Source organism: Psychrobacter sp. GTC18467 (assembly GCF_055397455.1).
The window spans coordinates 955,670-975,798 of the sequence record NZ_AP038920.1 but is presented as its reverse complement, the minus strand read 5'-3'; the positions used below and the strand labels follow the sequence as shown (position 1 = coordinate 975,798).

The 20,129-nt window shown below is 46.3% G+C and carries 19 protein-coding genes, 1 tRNA gene and 1 other RNA gene; 15 read left to right on the top strand and 6 right to left on the bottom strand.

The window, feature by feature from the left end; translation table 11 throughout:
- The first annotated feature begins 43 nt into the window (after window positions 1-43).
- Entirely contained in the window at window positions 44-2,095 is a 2,052-nt protein-coding gene (gene ligA / locus ACZ5XY_RS04130; RefSeq protein WP_464743157.1) for an NAD-dependent DNA ligase LigA, read from the top strand.
- Window positions 2,096-2,159: 64 nt separating this feature from the next.
- Here ligA and ACZ5XY_RS04125 read toward each other — a convergent pair whose 3' ends face one another.
- The 4 genes from ACZ5XY_RS04125 to ACZ5XY_RS04110 form a co-directional block, all read right to left on the bottom strand.
- The gene (locus ACZ5XY_RS04125; protein WP_464743156.1) at window positions 2,160-2,771 is read right to left on the bottom strand and encodes a hypothetical protein; all 612 of its coding nucleotides are present in this window, start codon (window positions 2,769-2,771) and stop codon (window positions 2,160-2,162) included.
- Window positions 2,772-2,946: 175 nt separating this feature from the next.
- Window positions 2,947-3,354, bottom strand: coding sequence for a hypothetical protein (locus ACZ5XY_RS04120; protein WP_464743155.1), 408 nt, complete (start codon window positions 3,352-3,354; stop codon window positions 2,947-2,949).
- 187 nt (window positions 3,355-3,541) lie between these two features.
- Window positions 3,542-5,944, bottom strand: coding sequence for a YgiQ family radical SAM protein (locus ACZ5XY_RS04115; protein ID WP_464743154.1), 2,403 nt, complete (start codon window positions 5,942-5,944; stop codon window positions 3,542-3,544).
- Window positions 5,945-6,079: 135 nt separating this feature from the next.
- Entirely contained in the window at window positions 6,080-6,538 is a 459-nt protein-coding gene (locus ACZ5XY_RS04110) for an Lrp/AsnC family transcriptional regulator (protein WP_464743153.1), read from the bottom strand.
- Window positions 6,539-6,776: 238 nt separating this feature from the next.
- Between ACZ5XY_RS04110 and rarD the strand changes: the two genes are divergently transcribed.
- The gene (rarD, locus tag ACZ5XY_RS04105; RefSeq protein ID WP_464743152.1) at window positions 6,777-7,754 is read left to right on the top strand and encodes an EamA family transporter RarD; all 978 of its coding nucleotides are present in this window, start codon (window positions 6,777-6,779) and stop codon (window positions 7,752-7,754) included.
- An 87-nt stretch (window positions 7,755-7,841) separates the two neighbouring features.
- Here the strand turns inward: rarD and smpB are convergent, their stop codons facing one another.
- A complete protein-coding gene (smpB, locus tag ACZ5XY_RS04100) occupies window positions 7,842-8,318 on the bottom strand; it encodes an SsrA-binding protein SmpB (protein ID WP_464743151.1) in 477 nt (158 codons plus the stop codon).
- 244 nt (window positions 8,319-8,562) lie between these two features.
- Between smpB and coaD the strand changes: the two genes are divergently transcribed.
- The 13 genes from coaD (at window position 8,563) to pdxJ (ending at window position 19,255) form a co-directional block, all read left to right on the top strand.
- A complete protein-coding gene (gene coaD / locus ACZ5XY_RS04095; RefSeq protein WP_464743150.1) occupies window positions 8,563-9,066 on the top strand; it encodes a pantetheine-phosphate adenylyltransferase in 504 nt (167 codons plus the stop codon).
- Window positions 9,067-9,119: 53 nt separating this feature from the next.
- Entirely contained in the window at window positions 9,120-9,368 is a 249-nt protein-coding gene (locus ACZ5XY_RS04090; RefSeq protein ID WP_464743149.1) for a YfhL family 4Fe-4S dicluster ferredoxin, read from the top strand.
- 190 nt (window positions 9,369-9,558) lie between these two features.
- Window positions 9,559-10,881: an adenosylmethionine--8-amino-7-oxononanoate transaminase gene (gene bioA / locus ACZ5XY_RS04085; protein ID WP_464743737.1), complete on the top strand. Its 1,323-nt coding sequence runs from the start codon at window positions 9,559-9,561 to the stop codon at window positions 10,879-10,881.
- 17 nt (window positions 10,882-10,898) lie between these two features.
- The gene (bioD, locus tag ACZ5XY_RS04080; RefSeq protein ID WP_464743148.1) at window positions 10,899-11,591 is read left to right on the top strand and encodes a dethiobiotin synthase; all 693 of its coding nucleotides are present in this window, start codon (window positions 10,899-10,901) and stop codon (window positions 11,589-11,591) included.
- 40 nt (window positions 11,592-11,631) lie between these two features.
- Window positions 11,632-11,995: RNase P RNA component class A (gene rnpB, locus ACZ5XY_RS04075), an RNA gene on the top strand.
- Window positions 11,996-12,118: 123 nt separating this feature from the next.
- Window positions 12,119-12,195, top strand: a tRNA-Met gene (locus tag ACZ5XY_RS04070).
- A gap of 245 nt (window positions 12,196-12,440) precedes the next feature.
- Window positions 12,441-14,243: a translation elongation factor 4 gene (lepA, locus tag ACZ5XY_RS04065; protein WP_464743147.1), complete on the top strand. Its 1,803-nt coding sequence runs from the start codon at window positions 12,441-12,443 to the stop codon at window positions 14,241-14,243.
- Window positions 14,244-14,267: 24 nt separating this feature from the next.
- On the top strand, window positions 14,268-15,170 hold the full coding sequence (gene lepB, locus ACZ5XY_RS04060; protein WP_464743146.1) for a signal peptidase I: 903 nt from the start codon (window positions 14,268-14,270) through the stop codon (window positions 15,168-15,170).
- Window positions 15,171-15,248: 78 nt separating this feature from the next.
- Window positions 15,249-15,644 (top strand): DUF4845 domain-containing protein, encoded by a 396-nt coding sequence (locus tag ACZ5XY_RS04055; protein ID WP_464743145.1) that lies wholly within the window; start codon window positions 15,249-15,251, stop codon window positions 15,642-15,644.
- Between the two features lie 114 nt (window positions 15,645-15,758).
- Window positions 15,759-16,514 (top strand): ribonuclease III, encoded by a 756-nt coding sequence (gene rnc / locus ACZ5XY_RS04050; RefSeq protein WP_464743735.1) that lies wholly within the window; start codon window positions 15,759-15,761, stop codon window positions 16,512-16,514.
- Between the two features lie 43 nt (window positions 16,515-16,557).
- A complete protein-coding gene (era, locus tag ACZ5XY_RS04045) occupies window positions 16,558-17,592 on the top strand; it encodes a GTPase Era (RefSeq protein WP_464743144.1) in 1,035 nt (344 codons plus the stop codon).
- A 23-nt stretch (window positions 17,593-17,615) separates the two neighbouring features.
- Window positions 17,616-18,359, top strand: coding sequence for a DNA repair protein RecO (gene recO, locus ACZ5XY_RS04040; RefSeq protein ID WP_464743143.1), 744 nt, complete (start codon window positions 17,616-17,618; stop codon window positions 18,357-18,359).
- 128 nt (window positions 18,360-18,487) lie between these two features.
- A complete protein-coding gene (gene pdxJ / locus ACZ5XY_RS04035) occupies window positions 18,488-19,255 on the top strand; it encodes a pyridoxine 5'-phosphate synthase (RefSeq protein ID WP_464743142.1) in 768 nt (255 codons plus the stop codon).
- A gap of 44 nt (window positions 19,256-19,299) precedes the next feature.
- Here the strand turns inward: pdxJ and ACZ5XY_RS04030 are convergent, their stop codons facing one another.
- Window positions 19,300-19,911 (bottom strand): pilus assembly FimT family protein, encoded by a 612-nt coding sequence (locus ACZ5XY_RS04030; protein ID WP_464743141.1) that lies wholly within the window; start codon window positions 19,909-19,911, stop codon window positions 19,300-19,302.
- Window positions 19,912-20,129 lie beyond the last annotated feature (218 nt).

Here is a 20,129-nt window from a genome sequence, read left to right as displayed (position 1 = left end):
AGCTTGCTATCATAAGCCTTATTTGCTGATTAATTGAGCTGTTATGACTGACCCAATGCTGCCAAAAACTACCGCGCCCCTTGATGACAATGCCGTGATTGCGACCATGCGCTCACTGATAAAAACGCTTAAAGTTCATAATCACGCTTATTACGTCCTTGACAATCCAACCCTTGAGGACAGCGAGTATGACCAGTTGCGCCGAAGCTTGCTTGAGCTTGAAGAGGCGTATCCGGATTTGGTTCAGCCCGACAGCCCGACCAATCAAGTTGGGGACGCGCCGCTTTCTGCCTTTACTCAAGTCACCCATGACATTCCGATGCTGTCCCTCGGCAACGTCTTTGATTATGATGAGCTTGGCGACTTTATGCGCCGCGTGAATGACCGCTTAAGCGACAATCAAAAAAATCCTGAATTTGAAATGGAGCTCAAACTTGACGGCTTGGCGGTATCTTTAAAATATGAATTTGGTAATCTCGTTCAAGCAGTCACTCGCGGCGACGGTCAAGTGGGCGAGGACATCACCCAAAACGCCAAAACCATCCGCAATTTGCCGCGTTGGCTAAGCCTTGCTAAAGACATTGCGCTGCTTGAAGTTCGCGGTGAAGTGCTGATGCCAAAAGCGGGATTTGAGCGCTTAAACCGCTTGGCAGAAGAAAACGGCGACAAAACCTTTGCCAATCCGCGAAACGCCGCCGCCGGAAGTCTTCGCCAACTTGACCCTAGCATCGCAGCTGCGCGACCTTTGGCTTTTTATGCTTATTCAGTCAATCAAGGCTTGCCAAGCGATATTGCCACGCAGTCGGCAGCGCTCGCTTGGCTTGGGGATATTGGCTTTAGCGTAAGCAATGTTCGCATCGTTGCCAATCCGCGCGCTGCCCAAGAATATTATGAGTCCATTATCGAAAACCGCGCCGATTTGCCTTTTGAAATTGACGGTACGGTGATAAAAGTCAACAGCTTAGCTTTGCAATCACAGCTTGGCTTTTTATCACGCGAGCCGCGCTGGGCAACGGCGTATAAGTTTCCTGCTGAAACGGTCATCACAAGGCTCAACCAAATCGACTGGCAAGTCGGTCGCACCGGCGCGCTCACCCCCGTCGGCAAGCTTGAACCGGTCAAAGTCGGCGGCGTCACCGTCAGTAACGTCACTTTGCATAATTTTGGCGAGATTCAGCGCTTGGACGTTCGCGCAGGCGACATGGTCAGCGTCCACCGCGCAGGCGACGTTATCCCCAAAGTCACCCGAGTTTGGCTCGATAAACGACCGGCTGACAGCAAGCCGGTCACTTTGCCAAAATCTTGCCCCGTTTGCAGCTCGCCAGTTATTTTGCCCGAAGGCGAGGCGCTAGCTCGCTGCTCCGGCGGCTTGTTTTGCCCCGCTCAGCAGACCGAAGCGCTCATTCATTTTGTCTCGCGCCGCGCTATGGACATCGACGGTCTTGGTAATCGCTGGCTGATTCGCTTTTTTGAAGAAGGGCTGATAAAAAACGCCGCCGACATTTATAAGCTTAAAGACCACCAAAGCGCGCTGATTGACTTTGAAAAACTGGGTGAAAAGTCGGTTCAAAATATGCTTGCCGCCATTGAAGCCAGTAAAGAAACCACCTTGCCGCGATTTATCTTTGCCTTAGGGATTCGCGGTGTTGGCGAGACTACCGCGCAAAACTTGGCGCTGCACTTTGGAATGCTCGAGAAACTCATGAGCGCAGATATCGAGGCGCTGCTTGCCACTCCTGACGTTGGCGCGATTACTGCCGAGCTGATTTTTGACTTTTTTCGCGCGCCGCATAACATCGAGGTCATTGACGCGCTGATTAACGCAGGCGTTCATTGGGACACGGTTCAGGCGCAGGCGGCAGACAACTTACCACTTGCCAATCAGTCGTGGGTCATCACAGGGACACTACATAGCATGGCGCGCGATGAAGCCCGTGCCCGATTGCAAGCCCTTGGCGCAAAAGTCACTGGCAGCATCTCCGCCAAAACCACCGCGCTGCTCGCAGGCGAAAAAGCCGGCTCAAAGCTTGCCAAAGCGGAAAAGCTTGGAGTCAAAGTGGTGAGTGAGGAAGAGTTTTTGGGGATGCTGGAATGACTTTAGGTTTAACTAGACCAATTAGCGCAGCGTAAGCTACATTGCCTGCTTTTATTGCAAGTTTTTAGACGTCTGATTCCAACTTATGCGGATTGCCACTATTTTCACCCTTCACCCCATCCGGCTTAATCTCAATCGGCAAGACTAAGCCTTTGCCAAAGTCACCTTGGATCACGTAATCAAACTTTGAGGGCTGAACCTCAGGCGTGGTATGGATAATCAGCACCGTTTTTTTGGCATCGATCAACTCGTGTGATGCGTAGCTGTTACCAAGCTGGTCAAGGACTTTGTTTAGCGGCTCATTGACTGCCATGCCAACGGTGAGGTTATACTGGGCAGTGGGCTTATCGACTTTAAAATATTCGGCGTAATCGCGGACGTTTTGGCTGTCGATAGCAAACGGATATTGATAATGGATGGGGTCAGCGGGCGGCTCACCGCTTGCTACGGCTGACCAATCGATGGCTTTGGCGGCGTTTTTGGTGGCGGGCGTTTTAGCAACGTCGGTAATGTCAGCGGCGTTGCTGTTCATCGCGGTGTCACTGCTTTTGGCATTACTAATGGCTTCGCTGTTCGCTTCCGCGTTGTCTTTCACCTCACTGCTTGGATTACCGCAAGCGCTTAAGGTGAGTAAAAATACTGCCATGATTGAAACGCTGATTAAACGCTGAGCCATTACCAAATCACCTTTTTATTTTTTGTTATCGCCAAAACTCTAATTAAACCAACATTAAATTAAAAAATAACCCCTAGTTTGCCATCTTTTGTCCAAAAAAACAGCCATCAATCCTGACAGCTGCTCATACAAGTTGTTAAATTTGCGGCGTTAACTTCTTTTTTGTTTAAAGCAATTAAATTTTGCAAGTCACTTGGTATTCTTGACCCGTTGCCCATTTCATTGCCAAGATGGCTTCATTGCCTTTCATGTGCCAAGCGTAAACGACCTCAGGGTTTGAGTCGTTAACGTAGCTTGCGGTGTCGCCATTCATGCCGCCATTGAGTAATAAAGGCTGACTTGACCAGTTGACTTTTGGTAAGGTGACGCTTAGCATGGCTTGCTGCTTGTTAATCGACTGTTTTGCCATGATTTTGCCGCCGTCGGTGCAAGTATAGGGCACAGGCGCCATACGGTCGTAGGCGACATCGGTTGCGCTCTCGGCAGGGGTGGTCGGGGTTGTGGTTGGGGCAGTAGTCGCGCAGGCGCTAAGCAGGGCAAGGGCAGGGAGGCTTGCGGCAAGCTTTAGGGTCGAGGTCATCATTGTCTCCACAGTAATTAATTAAACTAGCGATATGATAACGAAAAAATTTATCACTAAATGTTAGCAATTGTCACTCGCCTGTTAGCCAAGTTACCTGATTGACGACAAAATGTAAGTTTCAATTGTGCTTTTATAAGCCTTGCAAAAGGGTTAATTTTGCAAAGCTTTTATATTAGTAGATTATATTTTATTTGGCGCGTCTTGGTGGCAAACCGGTATGCTGAGTTTGAAAGTTGCCTTTTTTTGGTTGTTTTTTCGCCGTTTTATTTTGAGCGGCTTTTTGAGTGCTACTTTGACCATTTTTACCGTTGGCTTGGCGTTTGACGGAATCGTTACCCACGCGGCTGTTCTTTTTGCGCGCCGATTGGTAGCTTGCGGCTTCGCCATCGCGACCTTCAAGCTGCGGGTTAAATGGCGGGATTAAGCAGCTGCGATGCTTGCCAATCAAGTCACCGCGCCCCATATCTTGCAAGGCTTTTCGCAGCATTGCCCAGTTTTTGGGGTCGTGATAACGCAAAAAGGCTTTGTGAAGCCTACGCTGTTTTCCAGATTTGACGATGGTAACGTCGCCGCCGTCGCGGTTGACTTTGTGCAAGGGGTCTTTGTGCGAGTGATACATGGCGGTGGCGGTTGCCATTGGGCTTGGGTAAAACGCTTGGACTTGGTCGGCGCGGTAGCCGTGACGCTTAAGCCAAATCGCCAAGTTCATCATGTCCTCGTCGGTCGTTCCAGGGTGGGCGGCGATAAAGTAGGGAATGAGGTACTGCTCTTTGCCGGCCTCTTGGCTGAAGCGTTCAAACATGGCTTTAAAGGCGTCATAAGTTCCCATGCCAGGTTTCATCATTTTGGATAAAACGTTGTCCTCGGAGTGCTCAGGGGCGATTTTTAGGTAGCCGCCGACGTGGTGGGTGACCAGTTCTTTGACGTATTCGGGGTCTTTAACCGCCAAATCATAGCGCAGTCCTGAAGCAATGAGGATTTTTTTCACGCCTTTGATATCGCGGGCGCGGCGATAAAGCTGAGTCAATGAGCTGTGGTCGGTCAGCAAATTGTCGCAAACGTCAGGATAAACGCAAGACGGCTTTCGGCAATTTTTTTCAATAGTTTCATCTTTACAGTTCAGCCGATACATATTTGCCGTAGGTCCCCCAAGGTCGGAAATAATTCCGGTAAAGTTGGGGGCAGTGTCGCGGATGGCTTCCACTTCGCGCAAAATCGAGTCATGCGAGCGGTTTTGGATAATTCGACCTTCGTGCTCGGTGATGGAGCAAAACGTACAACCGCCAAAACAGCCGCGCATGATATTGACCGAAAATTTGATCATATCAAACGCCGGAATTCGAGCGTCACCATAATCAGGGTGCGGCAGCCTTGCGTAAGGCAAATCAAAGACGTAATCCATCTCTTCGGTTGAGAGCGGAATCGGCGGCGGATTGAGCCAAACGTCAATTTCACTTGCGCCTGAACCATGACGCTGAACAAGGGCGCGAGCGTTGCCAGGATTGGTTTCTAAATGCAAAATGCGGTTGGCGTGAGCATAAAGCACCGGGTCGGCTTTAACCGCTTCAAAGTCCGGCAAGCGAATGACCGTTTTGTCACGGCTTGGCAATTTTAAGGTGTGTTTCAGCGCGGTTTTTGGCTTATTTTTAAACTGAACGATTTGAATATCATCGTTCACGGCATCGGCGTTTAAGATTTTATTGCTCACTTTTTCAGCAACAAAGCCCGGATATTGCCCTGACATTGAGTTTTCTTTATCTTGCTCAATTTGACAACTGTCAACGTCTTCAGTCATGACGTACGGGTTGATAATCGGGTCAACGCGACCGATGGTGTCCACGTCGTTACTTGCCACCTCAATCATATCGTCTTGCCAGTGGCGGCGGTTTTGGGTCGATAAATACGCCGTTCCGCGGATTTTGCTCATTTGCTCAAAGCTATAGCCTTTGGATAAGCCGTGAACCACGTCGACAATCGCGCGCTCAGCATTGCCATAAAGCAAAATATCGGCGCGCGAATCCATTAAAATACTGCGGCGAACTTTATCCGACCAGTAGTCATAATGGGCAATCCGGCGCAGGCTGCCCTCAATCCCGCCTAAAATCACTGGAACGTCCGAATACGCCTCGCGGCAGCGCTGACTATAGACAATCGCCGCGCGGTCGGGACGAAATCCTGCAATATTGCCCGGTGAGTACGCATCATCGCTGCGGATTTTGCGGTCGGCGGTATAGCGGTTAATCATGCTGTCCATGTTGCCCGCGGTGACCCCAAAGGCATAAACCGGCTTGCCAAGTGCCATAAACGCCTCTTTGCTGCTCCAATCTGGCTGAGCAATAATGCCAACGCGAAAGCCTTGCGCCTCAAGAAGCCTGCCGATAATCGCCATACCAAAGCTTGGATGATCCACATAAGCATCGCCTGAAATGATAATCACATCGCAAGCATCCCAACCAAGCTCGTCCATCTCAGCGCGGCTCATTGGCAAAAAGGGTGCCGGCTCAAAGCAGCTTGCCCAATGCTTGTCGTAATCATAAAGCGGCTTGGTGCCGTGTTTAAAGGCGGATTGGGCGATGGTATCAGCAGACATGGGGCAACCTTTGAGCAAATTGGCAGGATAAAAAGGCGCTCATCTTATCATGAAAAGCGCTTAAGGTAACCCTGAAAATTGCTTTAATCTTAAGTTAAGTGATTGATAGCACAATAAATTATGCTTGAGTAAAGATTAATCCAGCATAATCTTTGTGCCGCTTTTGGTAAAGTTCATCACAAACTGGCTTTTAAAATTGCGAACGTTATTTTCGTAAGTGAACATATTACGGGTAAATTCATGATAATCGCTCATGTTTTTGGCGCTGACCAGCAGCATAAAATCCACATCGCCTGACACCTCATAGCAGCTCATCACCCGCGGCTGCGCGTTCATTAAGCGCTCAAAGCGGTGCTGCATCGGCGTATTTGAGCGCTCCATTTCAATCATCACAATTGCCGTCAACCCAAACCCTACCTTATTAGGGTCAACAATCGCCACTTGCCGCGTTATCACGCCGCTATCGGTCAGGGCTTGAATTCGCCGCTGCGCTGTGGCAACCGACACATGAACGCGCTCAGCAATCGTTTTAAGCGGTAACGTCGCATCATCTTGCAGCAGATTTAAAATCGCTTTATCAGTATCATCAAGCATCATTTTTCCTTAAATTCTTTATGATTTTTAAGCTAAGCTTTCCCTTATAAGTTGTAAGGTTTTAAGTTTAGTTTTATAATTATTATCATATCATCATTAATTTTGAGAAAAAAACAATTATTTAGTTAGGAATTAGAAAAATAAAATTGTTTAGGAGTTTGTTTAGAAAAATATTTGCAAAAAAAGTCGTTAAACTAGCCGTATTATTTAAAAGATTAACCATTTTTAGGACGCTTCAATGTCAACTTTAACCCCAACTGCAAAACGCAACTTTGCGCCGTTTGCCAGTAGTGAGAGCAGCAAGCAAACGCTCATTCGCGGCGTGGCGCTTGCCGTGCTATCCAACGTCTTATTTGGCGTGCTTTATGCGTACAGTAGCTTTCTTGAGCCATTGTCCGGAACGCAAGTGTTCATTTGGCGAATGCTGATGATGTGGGCGGCAATGGTGGCGTTTTTGCTGTTGACGGGCAAAATGAAATACCATTTAAATAAACTTGCTAACTTGGGCGGCATCAAACAATGGGCGCTACTCGTGCTGCCAACGCCGATTTTTTTAAGCCAGCTTTGGCTGTTTATGTGGGCGCCGGTCAACGGTCAGGGCGTTCAAACAGCGATGGGCTACTTTTTATTTCCGCTGATGATGGTGGTGTTTGGCTGCGTCTTATTTGGCGAAAAGCTAAGCCGGTTGCAGTGGCTTGCGGTAGGATTTGCCGCGCTTGGGGTGGCAAGCGAGATTTTCCGGACGCAAAGCGTGTCTTGGGCGACGCTTTGGGTTTGCGGCACCTATCCGATTTATTACATCATGCGCCGCGTTCAAGGAATTGAAGCCATCACTGGATTGCTTGTCGATTTAACCTTATTTGCGCCGCTTGCGCTGCTATATTTATGGTTTGTTGCGCCAAGCAATTTGGCACTGGTTGCGGGATCAAGCTTTTTTATTTTTATGTTGATTGGTCTTGGGATGCTGAGCGTTCTTGCCATGAGCACCAATTTGGAAGCCAGCCGAATTTTACCGGTCAACGTCTTTGGCATGATGAGCTATATTGAGCCTGCCTTGCTGTTTTTACTTGCGGTGACCATTTTAGGAAATCCATTTGAAAGTGAGATGCTATTAAGTTACGGCTTGATTTGGCTTGGGATTATGTTTTTGATTGCCCATGGCGTGAAGCAATTGCGCAAAGCGCCCGTGATTGCTACTAAGGAAACTAGCGCTTAAAGCTTATAAAAAGAAAACAGTTAAAATAAAAAAACGGATGACGTTTGCCATCCGTTTTTGTTTTTCTTTATCCAAAACTCTAAAAATTTAGCTTAAATGCTGTTTAAAGCCGCGCTGCTTATCGCGTTCCCAATCGCGCTCTTTTAAGGTTTTGCGTTTATCATGAAGCTTTTTACCAATGGTCAGCGCGATTTGGCATTTCACCCGTGAGTTTTTCCAATAGCAGGACAGCGGCACGCAAGCATAGCCTTTTTGGTTAACCGCGCCCATAAGCTTGTCAATCTCGCGGCGGTGCATCAGCAGCTTTCGCGTTCGGATGCTGTCGGGGCTGATATGGGTTGAGCTTGAAAGCAGCGGCTGAATGTGCGAGCCAAATAAAAAGGCTTCATTATTGCGAAAAATAATATAAGCTTCGGTGATGCTCATTTTGCCCGCCCGAATGGCTTTAACTTCCCAGCCTTGCAGCTCAAGCCCTGCCTCAAAAGTTTCTTCGATATAATACTCATGCCGTGCTTTTTTATTAGCACAAATTTGATTGTCTGGTTTTTTTGCTTTTTTTGCCATAATCTTTTTTCACTATAATCGTGCGTAATCCTTGAAGCAAAACGAAAAATATTTGCTAAAACCTGCCCCAAGTCGAGGCTCAATTGTAGCAAATCTTAAGGGGCGAGGGTATGCTAGAGGCAATGACAAATGTAGCAGATTGGTGTTAACTTGCCGCAAAATTTGCTAGCATAGTCAGGGTAAATTTCCAGTTTTTTAATGCTAGCTTTTTTATTTTTACTATCCCATCAGTTAGATAACGCTTATGACCTCATCACTGCCGCCACGCGCCCCGACCAAAATCTTGTACCCTGGAACCTTTGACCCCATTACCAATGGTCATGTGGACTTGGTAAAACGGGCCATCAAGCTGTTTGACGAGGTGGTTATCGCCGTGGCGTCCGGTCACCATAAAAAGCCATTGTTTGACTTTGATGAGCGCGTGGCACTGGTCAAGACTGTCTTTGCTGAATTTCCGCAAGTTTCCGTGGTGGGTTTCGAAGGTTTGCTCGTTGATTTTATGCGCGAAAATGGCGCTACGGCAGTGCTTCGCGGCTTGCGAGCGATGTCCGATTTTGAATATGAATTTCAGCTTGCCAACATGAACCGTGAGCTTGATGAGCACTTTGAGGCGGTATTTTTAACGCCCGCGCAAAATTATTCGTTTATTTCCTCCACCATGATTCGCGAGATTGCCAAGCTTGGCGGCGATGTGAATAAATTTGTGCCGCCTTGTGTGGCAGATGCCTTTACCAAAAAGCTTGGCTAAATTTTAAAAAAATGCGTAAAAAGTCCTAAAAATCAAGGTTAAAAGGAGCGGTTATGGCGCTATTGATTACCGATGAGTGCATCAACTGTGATGTTTGCGAGCCGGCGTGCCCAAACGATGCCATCTCGGAGGGCGATGATATTTATGTCATCAATCCGGACTTATGCACCGAGTGCGTCGGTCATTTTGACGAGCCGCAATGCGTTGAGATTTGCCCTGTCGACTGCATCCCAAAAGACCCCAATCACGTGGAGTCTGAGGGCGATTTATTAGCAAAATATAAACGTATTACGGGACAGTAATATAGCCAAAAATATAGCGTCCTAAAAGTAACATAGCGATGCTGGGATGAATTTTTTGCCGCCTCTGTGAGCTTGCGAGCAGCAAGCAAAAAAAATTTATACCAGTTGAGCGGTTTTAAAAACGGTAGTCATTTTAGATGTGCCATATCAAAAAAAACCGCTAACAGATAATAACGATAAGGATATCGCCATTTTTTCTACTTCATTCACTCAAAATAATCCCTATCCAACCAGTGATTTTGACTCGCGCCACCTTTGGCATCCGTACGCCAGTATTCCGCCAGCCTATCCGAATATGGTTATTGATAAAGCCGAAGGCGTTTATTTGATTACTAAAAATGGCGAGAAGCTGATTGATGGCATGTCGTCATGGTGGGCAGCAGTTCATGGTTACAATCACCCCAAGCTGAATCAAGCGGTGACTGGTCAGCTTGCAAAGATGGCTCATGTGATGTTTGGCGGCTTGACCCATCAACCAGCGATTGACTTGGGCAAAAAGCTGCTTGACATGGTACCAAGCAATCTTGAGGCGATTTTTTATGCCGATAGCGGCAGCATTGCGGTGGAAGTGGCGCTAAAAATGGCGCTGCAATATCAAATTGCTGTAGGTCAGCCAAAAAGAAATCAATTTGCCTCGACGCGCTCCGGTTACTTTGGCGATACTTGGCACGCCATGAGTGTTTGCGACCCTGTTGGCGGGATGCATAGCCTTTATGGCAATCAGTTGCCGTTGCAGCATTTTGTTACTGCGCCTACGGCAGGATTTGAGCGCTCAATGACTGCTAGCGAGCGTGATGAGTTGAGCGCGTTTTTTGAGCGCCATCATCAAAACCTTGCCGGATTTATCATCGAGCCGATTATCCAAGGCGCAGGCGGGATGCGCTTTTATAGTCCTGAGTATTTGCAGCAGTTGCGGGCGCTTTGTGATGAATATAAAGTTTTGCTTATTTTAGATGAAATCGCCACCGGATTTGGTCGTAGCGGTCGGCTGTTTGCTTGCGAGCACGCTCAGGTTTTGCCGGACATTATGACGATTGGTAAGGCACTAACGGGCGGTTATTTAAGCTTTGCCGCAACCCTTTGTTCGCGCCAAATTGCTGATACCATTCACCAAAGCGCCAACTCTGCCTTGATGCATGGTCCCACCTTTATGGGAAATCCGCTAGCTTGCGCGGTGGCAATCGCCTCGCTTGAATTAATCCAAAGCTACGATATTGAAAATCGCGTGGCAAGATTGCAATCACAATTGCGCGAGCAGTTATCGGCTGCGGCAAATTGGCAGCACGTGGTTGACGTTCGCGTTTTGGGCGCCGTTGCCGTCGTTGAGCTTGACCACAATGTCGATATGGCGCGGTTTCAATCGTTGCTGGTTCGTCATGGCATTTGGGTGCGACCGTTTGGCAAATTGGTTTATATTATGCCGCCTTATGTCATCACCGATGACGAACTAAAAGCGCTTTGCCAAGGCTTGCTTGGCGTACTTGATGAATATTTGAATTTAAGCCAAAAATAAAAAAGTAAAGGCAGTCTATGGTTATTTTTATTTCAGGAATTGATACCGACATTGGCAAAACGATTGCAACCGGAATGCTGGCGCGGTCGTTAATGGCGCAAAATATAAATGTCATGACCCAAAAATTGGTTCAAACCGGCGTTGGCGCTGTCAATGGTCAAAAAGCTATTAGCGACGATATTTTAACTCACCGTGAACTCATGCAAATTCCGCTCAATGAGTTTGACATTGATGGCACAACTTGCCCGTATTGCTTTAGCAAACCCGCGTCCCCGCATTTAGCTGCCGCGATGGATAATGCCATATTAAATGTCGATAATATTACTCAAGCGACTAAAACTTTGCAAAATCACTTTGACGTGGTACTCCTTGAAGGCGCAGGTGGGTTGCTCGTTCCGATAACGGAAGATTGCTTAACGCTTGATTATATTGCCGAGCAAGGTTATCCGGTCATTTTAGTGACGTCAGGGCGACTTGGCAGCATTAATCATACTTTGCTAAGCATCGAAGCCGTTCAATCTCGCGGACTCAAACTTCATAGCCTTATTTATAACACCATTCACGACGATGACGCCGATATCAGCCAAAGTACGCAAGAGTTTTTGCAACGTTATTTAAAAAATCACATTCCTGATTGCCATTGGCTGATGCTAAACCAAGTTGATGATCATCAAGACAAGCTTAATTTACCAGCAAACTTTCTATCATAACCTATTTTTAATCTGAGCAGAGTTTGCTATACTAGCGCGCTTGGTAGACCAGACGATCGCTGCTGACCGCTGATTTTCAGTGTGTTGGGGGAGGAAAGTCCGGGCTACAAAGGGCAGCGTGCCAGCTAACGGCTGGGCGGGGCAACCCGACGACCAGTGCAGCAGAGAGCAGACCGCCTATAAGTCGCAAGATAAATAGGTAAGGGTGAAAGGGTGCGGTAAGAGCGCACCGCGTGGCTAGCAATAGCTTACGGCAGGGTAAACTCCACGCGTAGCAAGACCAAATAGGCATTGATGGCGCGGCCCGCGTCCAATGCGGGTAGGTTGCTTGAGCGCACAAGCGATTGTGCGCCTAGATGAATGATCGTCCTCGACAGAACCCGGCTTATCGGTTTACCAAGACTTTTTTTTCTGATTTTTCTTAAAAAATTAGCGGTATTTTGAATAAATTCAGCCCAGATTGAAAAATTTGCTGAATTAGGGGTTGACGAAAGCGACTTCTTTTAGCATAATACCGAGCCTTAAAAGGCGATGTAGCTCAGCTGGTTAGAGCGCACGACTCATAATCGTGAGGTCGAGAGTTCAAGTCTCTCCATCGCCACCAAATTTAAAAATGCCAATCTGTCACAGGTTGGTTTTTTTTTGTCCAAAAAAAGCGTCAGGGTAAAAAACACCGTTTTCAATGTCAAAAGTAGGATTTGCCATTTTAAAAATCGCTGACTTATCGTTTGATGATAAATCAAGCGCTTACTTGAAAATCGCCTTACTTTATCCGTTAAAACTGCTAGAATACCGCCTAACGCTTCATTTCTTGACCCTTTTATTTTCCTTTATTTTAGTAGGCGCTTTGTGACTGCATTAGCTAATATCCGTAATTTTTCTATTATTGCGCACATTGATCATGGCAAATCGACCCTTGCTGATCGCTTTATTCAAATGTGCGGCGCGCTTCAAGACCGTGAAATGCAGGCGCAAGTGCTTGATTCAATGGACATTGAGCGCGAGCGCGGTATCACCATTAAGGCGCAATCGGTCACGTTGTATTTTGACCATCCAAATGGTGAGCGCTATCAGCTCAATTTCATTGACACCCCTGGTCACGTGGACTTTTCTTATGAAGTGTCGCGATCGCTTGCCGCTTGTGAAGGCGCGCTATTGGTCGTTGATGCCGCGCAAGGCGTTGAGGCGCAATCGGTTGCCAACTGTTATACGGCGGTTGACCAAGGTCTTGAGGTGATGGCGGTTTTAAACAAAATCGACTTGCCGCAAGTTGAGCCTGAGCGCGTCATTCAAGAGATTGAGGACATTATCGGTATTGATGCCGTTGATGCACCGCGCGTGTCCGCAAAGTCCGGTCTTGGTGTCGAAGAATTACTTGAACGATTGGTGGAGGTGATTCCTGCGCCAACTGGCGACCGTGATGCGCCTTTGCAAGCCTTGATTATTGACTCATGGTTTGATAACTATTTGGGTGTGGTGTCGCTCGTTCGCGTCCGTGAAGGTTCGGTAAAAGCTGGCGATAAAATTTATATTAAATCAACCAAAGAGTCGCATTTGGTCAGCTCAATTGGTGTCTTTACGCCAAAGCCTTTAGATACTGGAAAGCTTGAGGCGGGCGAAGTTGGTTTTATTATTGCCGGAATCAAAGACATTGCGGGTGCGCCTGTAGGTGATACCATCACCCACGCCAAGACGCCAGACGTTGAGCGTATTCCTGGCTTTAAACAGGTGACGCCGCAGGTTTACGCCGGACTTTTCCCTGTCGATTCAAGCGACTTTGAAAAATTCCGTGAAGCGCTGCAAAAACTGCAAATCAATGACGCTGCGCTATTTTTTGAGCCGGACACCTCGGACGCGCTAGGATTTGGATTTCGCTGCGGCTTTTTGGGAATGCTGCACATGGAAATCATCCAAGAGCGGCTTGAGCGTGAATACGATTTGGATTTAATCACCACCGCGCCGTCAGTAATTTATGAAATTGAGAAAAAAAATGGCGACGTCATTTACGTTGATAACCCCTCAAAATTGCCTGAGCCGAACAACATCGAAGCATTCCGTGAGCCAATCGCCCGCTGTCATATCTTAGTTCCGCAGGACTATTTGGGCAACGTCATGACCCTTTGTATCGAGCGCCGCGGCGTTCAGGTTGACATGCGCTTTATGGGAAAACAAGTTCAGCTCGTTTTTGATATCCCCATGGGCGAGGTGGTCATGGACTTTTTTGACCGCTTAAAGTCGGTTTCGCGCGGATTTGCCTCCCTTGATTATGGCTTTGAGCGTTATCAACAGGATAAACTCGTTAAAGTTGACGTGCTCATCAATGGCGATAAAGTCGACGCCCTTGCTATGATTTGCCACCAAGACCAAGCTCGCTTCCGTGGTAATCAGTTGGTTACCAAAATGAAAGAGCTGATACCAAGGCAGATGTTTGATGTGGCAATTCAAGCAGCGATCGGCAGCCAAATCATCGGTCGCAGTACGGTCAAAGCCATGCGTAAAGACGTCTTGGCAAAATGTTATGGCGGCGACGTGTCGCGTAAGAAAAAGCTGTTGTCTAAGCAAAAAGAGGGCAAAAAGCGCATGAAGCAAGTGGGTAACGTGGAAATTCCGCAAGAAGCCTTCTTAGCAGTGCTGCAAGTGGACAATGGATAACCCAAGCCTTAAAGGTCGCTGTTTATGGATTTTGACTTTAACATGATTTTAGTGCCCTTAACCTTAGTGTTAGGGGCAATTTGGCTGCTGGATAAACTTCGCCTAAAGCAGCGCGCCACTTATGGTCGCGGAAAAGAAAGCTTGCCGGTGCGCTGGGCTTATGATTTTTTTCCCGTTCTTGCGGTCGTGTTAATTGTGCGTTCGTTTTTGATTGAGCCGTTTAATATTCCGTCCTCCTCCATGGTGCCAACCCTTTATACCGGCGATTTTATTGCGGTGAATAAGTTTGCTTACGGCGTTCGTTTGCCGCTCAGCTACAATAAGGTCTTGGATACCGGTCATCCTGAGCACGGCGATGTGATGGTGTTTCGCTATCCAGAAAATCCCAATATTTACTATATCAAGCGCGTCATTGGGCTGCCGGGTGACACTGTCAGTTATAACCAAGGTCAACTTGCTATCAATAATGTTCCAGTCAAAACCACGCCGGTTAATTTTGATGCCGATGCCGCGCTTACCGCGCAATTGTACCCAAAAGGGGACATTGGTACAGGGCAGGTGCTTAGCGAGTCACAAGCGCAACTGCTTGGTCGCGAGGAAGAAAACCACGCTCAGTATTTTCAAGAAACGCAAGGCAAGCACGAGCATTTAGTCCGCTATTTAAGTGGAATGAACAGCTCGCAATATGCGCCATTTTTACAAGCAATTTCGCCTGAGGTGGTCGAGTCCGGCGGCACCAAATGGCAAGTCAAAGTCCCTGAAGGTCAGTATTTCGTCATGGGCGACAACCGCGACCGCAGCGCCGATGGCAGGTTTTGGGGCTTTGTTCCCGATGACAATTTAGCCGGAAAAGCGTTTTATATTTGGATGCATAAACCACCTGGGCTGCATCTGCCAAGCTTTAGCCGCAACGGAAAAATTGATTGATTATTAGATGAAAAATAATTAGATGAGAAATAACGATCTTAGCTTTTAAAACCATTTAGCGTTTAACAAGGGGGAGTCATGAAGTGTGGTTTAACGAGTCGCGCTCAGCGCGGTGCCAGCGTCACCAGCATCATGTTTTTTGTGATTGCCTTTGCGGTGGCATTAAAGCTATTTGTTGCTATTGTTCCGGCGCAAGTTGGTGATTATCAATTGAGCAAAATTTTAAGCGCGCAATTGGCAGAAGCCAACAGCAATAAGCAAACGGCAAAGCAATTTACCGAGCGCGTTAACAAACAGCTGGCGATTAATGCCAATTACGATACCAAAGCCGAAGAGCTGTTTGTTTTTACCAGTAAAAAACCGGGTCAACTTGCCATTAAAAAGCAATACAGTAAAACCAATAATTTTTTTGGTAATATTGACATTGTAACCCGATTTGAAGGCGATATTGCCCCAAAAGGCGCAAGTGAATAAATCGCCTCAGTTAACCATGTGGCAGATTGAGAGCGTCAATCCGTCGCCAAACTAGCCAAGGGATTATTAACCTCAAGCATGAAATCGATTTTACCCAAGCCTGCGCCCAACGCTATGACCAATCAAGCGATGTCGGAGATGCCGCCTGTCAGCACCGAGTTTTTACAAAGGCTTAGCGTGCTAAGTCGAGGGCTTGGTTATGAGTTTGTTAATCCTGCGCTGCCCAAGCTTGCCTTGACGCATCGCTCGTTTGACAGCAAAAAAAACTACGAGCGCCTTGAGTTTTTAGGAGACGCTTTGCTTGGGATGATTGTTGGCGAGGCGCTTTATCACCGCTTTCCCCTGCAAGACGAAGGTCGCCTGACTCGAATGCGCGCCACCCTCGTTCGTCAAGAAACCCTCGTTACCATCGCGCAACAGCTTGAATTGTCCAATCATTTGATATTAGGCATTGGCGAGCGTAAAGGCGGCGGTCGCAATCGCGCCTCCATCTTAGCCGATGCGGTTGAGTCGTTAATCGGCGCAATTTATTTAGACAGCCAAGATTTAGAAACCGCAAGACGCTGCGTGTTGATGTGGTATGGTGATTTGATTGACAATGTCAATGACCAAAAAGTGCTTAAAGATGCCAAAAGTCGATTGCAAGAATGGCTGCAATCTAAGCAGCTTGATTTACCCAATTATGAATTGATGGAAACCCAAGGCAACGCCCCTAACCAAATTTTTATAGTTCGCTGTCAGGTTAATATCAGCGGCTGCCCTGATATCGTTGAATCAGGAGAAAGCCGGCGAATTGCGGAACAAAAAGCCGCCGAACTGATGATAAATCAGCTGCATAAACTCCCAAGCACCCCTAAAAAACGCGCTTAATTTCATGGCTTGATGCCCAAATTGATAATAACTAGGATTTTTTATGAGCAACCAGCCAGATAATTTCGACGACAACCAATCAAACACTAACGCCGCTGCTGAAAACAATGACGCCATTGACGCATTTTTTTCAGCCGATAGCGAAAATAAAGCTCAAAGCTCTGATTTCAAAGCCGGATTTGTGGCGATTGTTGGCAGACCAAACGTTGGTAAATCAACGCTGATGAACCATATGCTTGGTCAAAAGCTGTCCATTACCTCGCGAAAACCGCAAACCACGCGCCACCGAATCCACGGCATTTTATCGACCGACGAGATGCAAGCGGTCTTTGTTGACACCCCTGGAATTCACCAAAACGAAGTCCGCGCCATTAATGAGCGGATGAATAAAGCGGCATTTTCAGCGCTTGTTGATGTCGATTTGGTATTGTTTGTTGTGGATTCTGATCAGTGGCGCGAGGATGATTTATTGACCTTGCAAAAGCTTGGCGAAACTGATTTGACCGTTGTTTTGGTCATTAATAAAGCCGATACCATTAAAGATAAAGGCGCAATTTTGCCATTGATTGAAACCTTTAGCGACAGCTTTGACTTTGCTGATATCGTTCCGGTTTCAGCGCTAAAAAATCAAAACCTTGACCGCTTAGAGGAAGTCATTGCCTCGCATCTTCCGGTTGCCGAGCCGATTTTTGATACCGAACAAATTACCGACCGTTCTGAGCGCTTTTTAGCCAGCGAAATTATTCGCGAAAAAATCATGCGCAGCGCAGGCGACGAAGTACCTTACGATTTAACCGTTCAAATTGATGAATTTAAAGATGAACCGGCGCACCTCGACCCAAAAACCGGTCGACCACGTAAAGCCATGACCTTTATTGATGCGACCATTTTTGTGGAACGCAGCGGTCAAAAAGCCATCGTCATTGGTGAAAAAGGTCAACGAATCAAGCAAGTTGGCATTGATGCTCGCCGCGATATGGAGCAGCTGTTTGATAAAAAAGTGATGCTCACGCTTTGGGTTAAAGTCAAACGCGGCTGGTCAGATGACGAGCGTGCGTTAAATAGCTTGGGATATTAATTCATTTAAAATAAGGGCAAGCGATGCGAAATGAAGCGTTAACCGGATATTTGCTGCATCAGCGCCCTTATCAAGAAAAGCGCGCACTTTATTATTTGTTTTCTAAAGAGCACGGCATCATTAGCGGCGTTGGTAAAAAAGGCGCGCCGCTATTTGAACCCTTGCAGCTGTTTGCTACCGGTAAGCGCGAGCTAAAAACCTTTAGCCAAATCACGATTGCACCGAATGACCCTCAATTAAAAACTACCCAAAATAACCCTTATCAAAAAATCAGCGGTCAAAACCAATATGCTGCACTGTACTTAAACGAGATTTTATGGCGCCTGTTGCCGCAAGAAGACGCCGCCCCCAATCTTTGGCAGCATTATGAGGAAAGTCTTACTACCTTAAAACAGCCGTTAACCAATACCGAACTGCGACTTTGTTTGCGCCGCTTTGAGCAGCAATTATTTATCCAGCTTGGCTTTGTCATTTCGTTAACTGAAGATAATTTGGGAGCAGCTATTGCGGCGGACAGTATTTACCGTTTCGTTCCCGATTCTGGGTTTTTAGCCGTCAATCAGTCGCAAATTGCAACCGAGCAATCAGGAACGATTGCCAATGCTTTTAGCGGCTCTGAGATTCAAAATATGGCAACTTTTGGTATTACTGAGGCAACGCTAAGCAGTTTTTCACGATTATACCGGCAACTCATTGACCAGTTACTCGACCATAAGCCGCTGCAAAGCCGCAAACTTTGGCAACAGCAGCAGCGCTACCAACAATAATTTGCTTTATCTATAAAAGCCATTATGATAGAGATTGCGCTCACTCTTATTGACTTTCAACCTATTTATCAAAAAACTTATCGCAATCAACAATTAAAGCGAATCGCGATTTGACAAAAGGACTGATTATGACGATTTCAAACCAAACCGACCGTAAAAAACCTTTACTGGGCGTTAATATTGACCACGTAGCCACCTTGCGCCAAGCTCGCGGCGTGGATTATCCAAGCCCGCTTCGCGCCATGCAGATTTGCGAAAAAGCGGGCGCGGATGGCATCACCATTCATTTACGCGAAGACCGCCGTCATATTCAAGACCATGATGTTTACGAGATTGCTGAAAATATCACCACGCGGCTAAATTTAGAAATGGCAGCGACAGAAGAAATGCTTGGTATTGCTTGTCAGGTAAAGCCGTATTGGGTTTGTCTTGTTCCTGAAAAACGTGAGGAATTGACGACTGAGGGCGGTCTAAATGTGGCAGGTCAAGTCGATATGCTCAAAGATTACGTGCAACAATTGCAAAATCACGGCATTAAAGTATCGCTTTTTATTGACCCTGAGCGTGAGCAAATTGACGCGTCGGTTACTTGCAATGCCGATGCCATTGAACTGCACACCGGAGCTTACGCTGAAAAAGGCTTGGCAAAAGATATGGCGGGCGAGCAGGCAGAACTTAAGCGGATTAAAGACGCCGTTCAATATGCGCAAAACGCAAATCCTGAGTTGTTCATTAACGCCGGTCATGGTTTAACCCAACAAAACGTTGGCGCAATTGCAGCAATTGACGGGATTTATGAATTAAACATTGGTCATGCGCTGATTAGCGACGCCATTTTTGAAGGGCTATCGCAAGCCGTCGTACTGATGAAAGCAGCGATGCATAGTGGTAAGTAATGAAATTAAAAACAATCATCAGCTATTAAAACAATAATCAGCTATTAAGAAGGGCAGTCGTTTGGAAATAGGCTGTTTGGTTTAAATTTAATAATCCCAGACATATTAAAGGACACTTGATAGCTATTATTTTTAAAAGCCTTATTGGGGCAATATTTAATATGCCCCATAAAGCCGCGTGGATTTCCAGAATCACGAGAAAACCGCGTATAATCGCGGTTGCCGGCTCTTAAGTGAACGGTGGCGTATTTAAGCCCAAGTTGACTTTCACTTAATAGCTTATCAACGCCTACGCTGTATTTATTATCGTTATTCTTGTCGATAAACATTAATAAGGCATGATTAGCATCTTTTTTGCACTGATGCTGCTCATCAATTAAACAGACAAAAATGTTTTGATGGCGGATTAAACTTTCGGCTTTTGCTTTATTTAAGGTGTTAGTGAGCTCAGAACGAACTCTTTTTGCTTCCATCGCAGCGAGCTGAGTGATAATTGAGGGAGTAGCCAGACTAATTACAATTGCTAATATCGTCAAACTAATAACCAGTTCAATCAAGGTCAGCCCTTGCTGATTTTTTATATTAAAAAATAATTTGGAATGGTAAGTCTTTGAAATATTTTGGCTTTTTGATAGATTGAATAACCCAAGATTCACGTTAAGTTACCTCTTAGTAATCTTATTGACGTAATATTACAATTTAAAAAAGCAATTTGTTTAAAACCGCGCTATAATATGTAACATAATATGACGGCGATTAAATAGAATAATGTTTATAGTAGCAATATACTGTAAATTGATTTAAAATGCCAAATAAAGTTTGGAATATTGATTTTAATAGTCAAATCTGGATATAAAAATCAATAGTGCTTAAA

What these genes read in the sequence shown, in the direction of transcription:
- recO (WP_464743143.1), top strand. Translation starts at nt 17,616, where the DNA reads ATGCGAAATGAAGCGTTAACCGGATATTTGCTGCATCAGCGCCCTTAT.
- ACZ5XY_RS04120 (WP_464743155.1), bottom strand. Translation starts at nt 3,354, where the DNA reads ATGATGACCTCGACCCTAAAGCTTGCCGCAAGCCTCCCTGCCCTTGCC.
- rnc (WP_464743735.1), top strand. Translation starts at nt 15,759, where the DNA reads ATGACCAATCAAGCGATGTCGGAGATGCCGCCTGTCAGCACCGAGTTT.
- bioD (WP_464743148.1), top strand. Translation starts at nt 10,899, where the DNA reads ATGGTTATTTTTATTTCAGGAATTGATACCGACATTGGCAAAACGATT.
- era (WP_464743144.1), top strand. Translation starts at nt 16,558, where the DNA reads ATGAGCAACCAGCCAGATAATTTCGACGACAACCAATCAAACACTAAC.
- ACZ5XY_RS04110 (WP_464743153.1), bottom strand. Translation starts at nt 6,538, where the DNA reads ATGCTTGATGATACTGATAAAGCGATTTTAAATCTGCTGCAAGATGAT.
- pdxJ (WP_464743142.1), top strand. Translation starts at nt 18,488, where the DNA reads ATGACGATTTCAAACCAAACCGACCGTAAAAAACCTTTACTGGGCGTT.
- lepB (WP_464743146.1), top strand. Translation starts at nt 14,268, where the DNA reads ATGGATTTTGACTTTAACATGATTTTAGTGCCCTTAACCTTAGTGTTA.
- coaD (WP_464743150.1), top strand. Translation starts at nt 8,563, where the DNA reads ATGACCTCATCACTGCCGCCACGCGCCCCGACCAAAATCTTGTACCCT.
- ACZ5XY_RS04125 (WP_464743156.1), bottom strand. Translation starts at nt 2,771, where the DNA reads ATGGCTCAGCGTTTAATCAGCGTTTCAATCATGGCAGTATTTTTACTC.
- ACZ5XY_RS04090 (WP_464743149.1), top strand. Translation starts at nt 9,120, where the DNA reads ATGGCGCTATTGATTACCGATGAGTGCATCAACTGTGATGTTTGCGAG.
- ACZ5XY_RS04115 (WP_464743154.1), bottom strand. Translation starts at nt 5,944, where the DNA reads ATGTCTGCTGATACCATCGCCCAATCCGCCTTTAAACACGGCACCAAG.
- ACZ5XY_RS04055 (WP_464743145.1), top strand. Translation starts at nt 15,249, where the DNA reads ATGAAGTGTGGTTTAACGAGTCGCGCTCAGCGCGGTGCCAGCGTCACC.
- rarD (WP_464743152.1), top strand. Translation starts at nt 6,777, where the DNA reads ATGTCAACTTTAACCCCAACTGCAAAACGCAACTTTGCGCCGTTTGCC.
- ligA (WP_464743157.1), top strand. Translation starts at nt 44, where the DNA reads ATGACTGACCCAATGCTGCCAAAAACTACCGCGCCCCTTGATGACAAT.
- smpB (WP_464743151.1), bottom strand. Translation starts at nt 8,318, where the DNA reads ATGGCAAAAAAAGCAAAAAAACCAGACAATCAAATTTGTGCTAATAAA.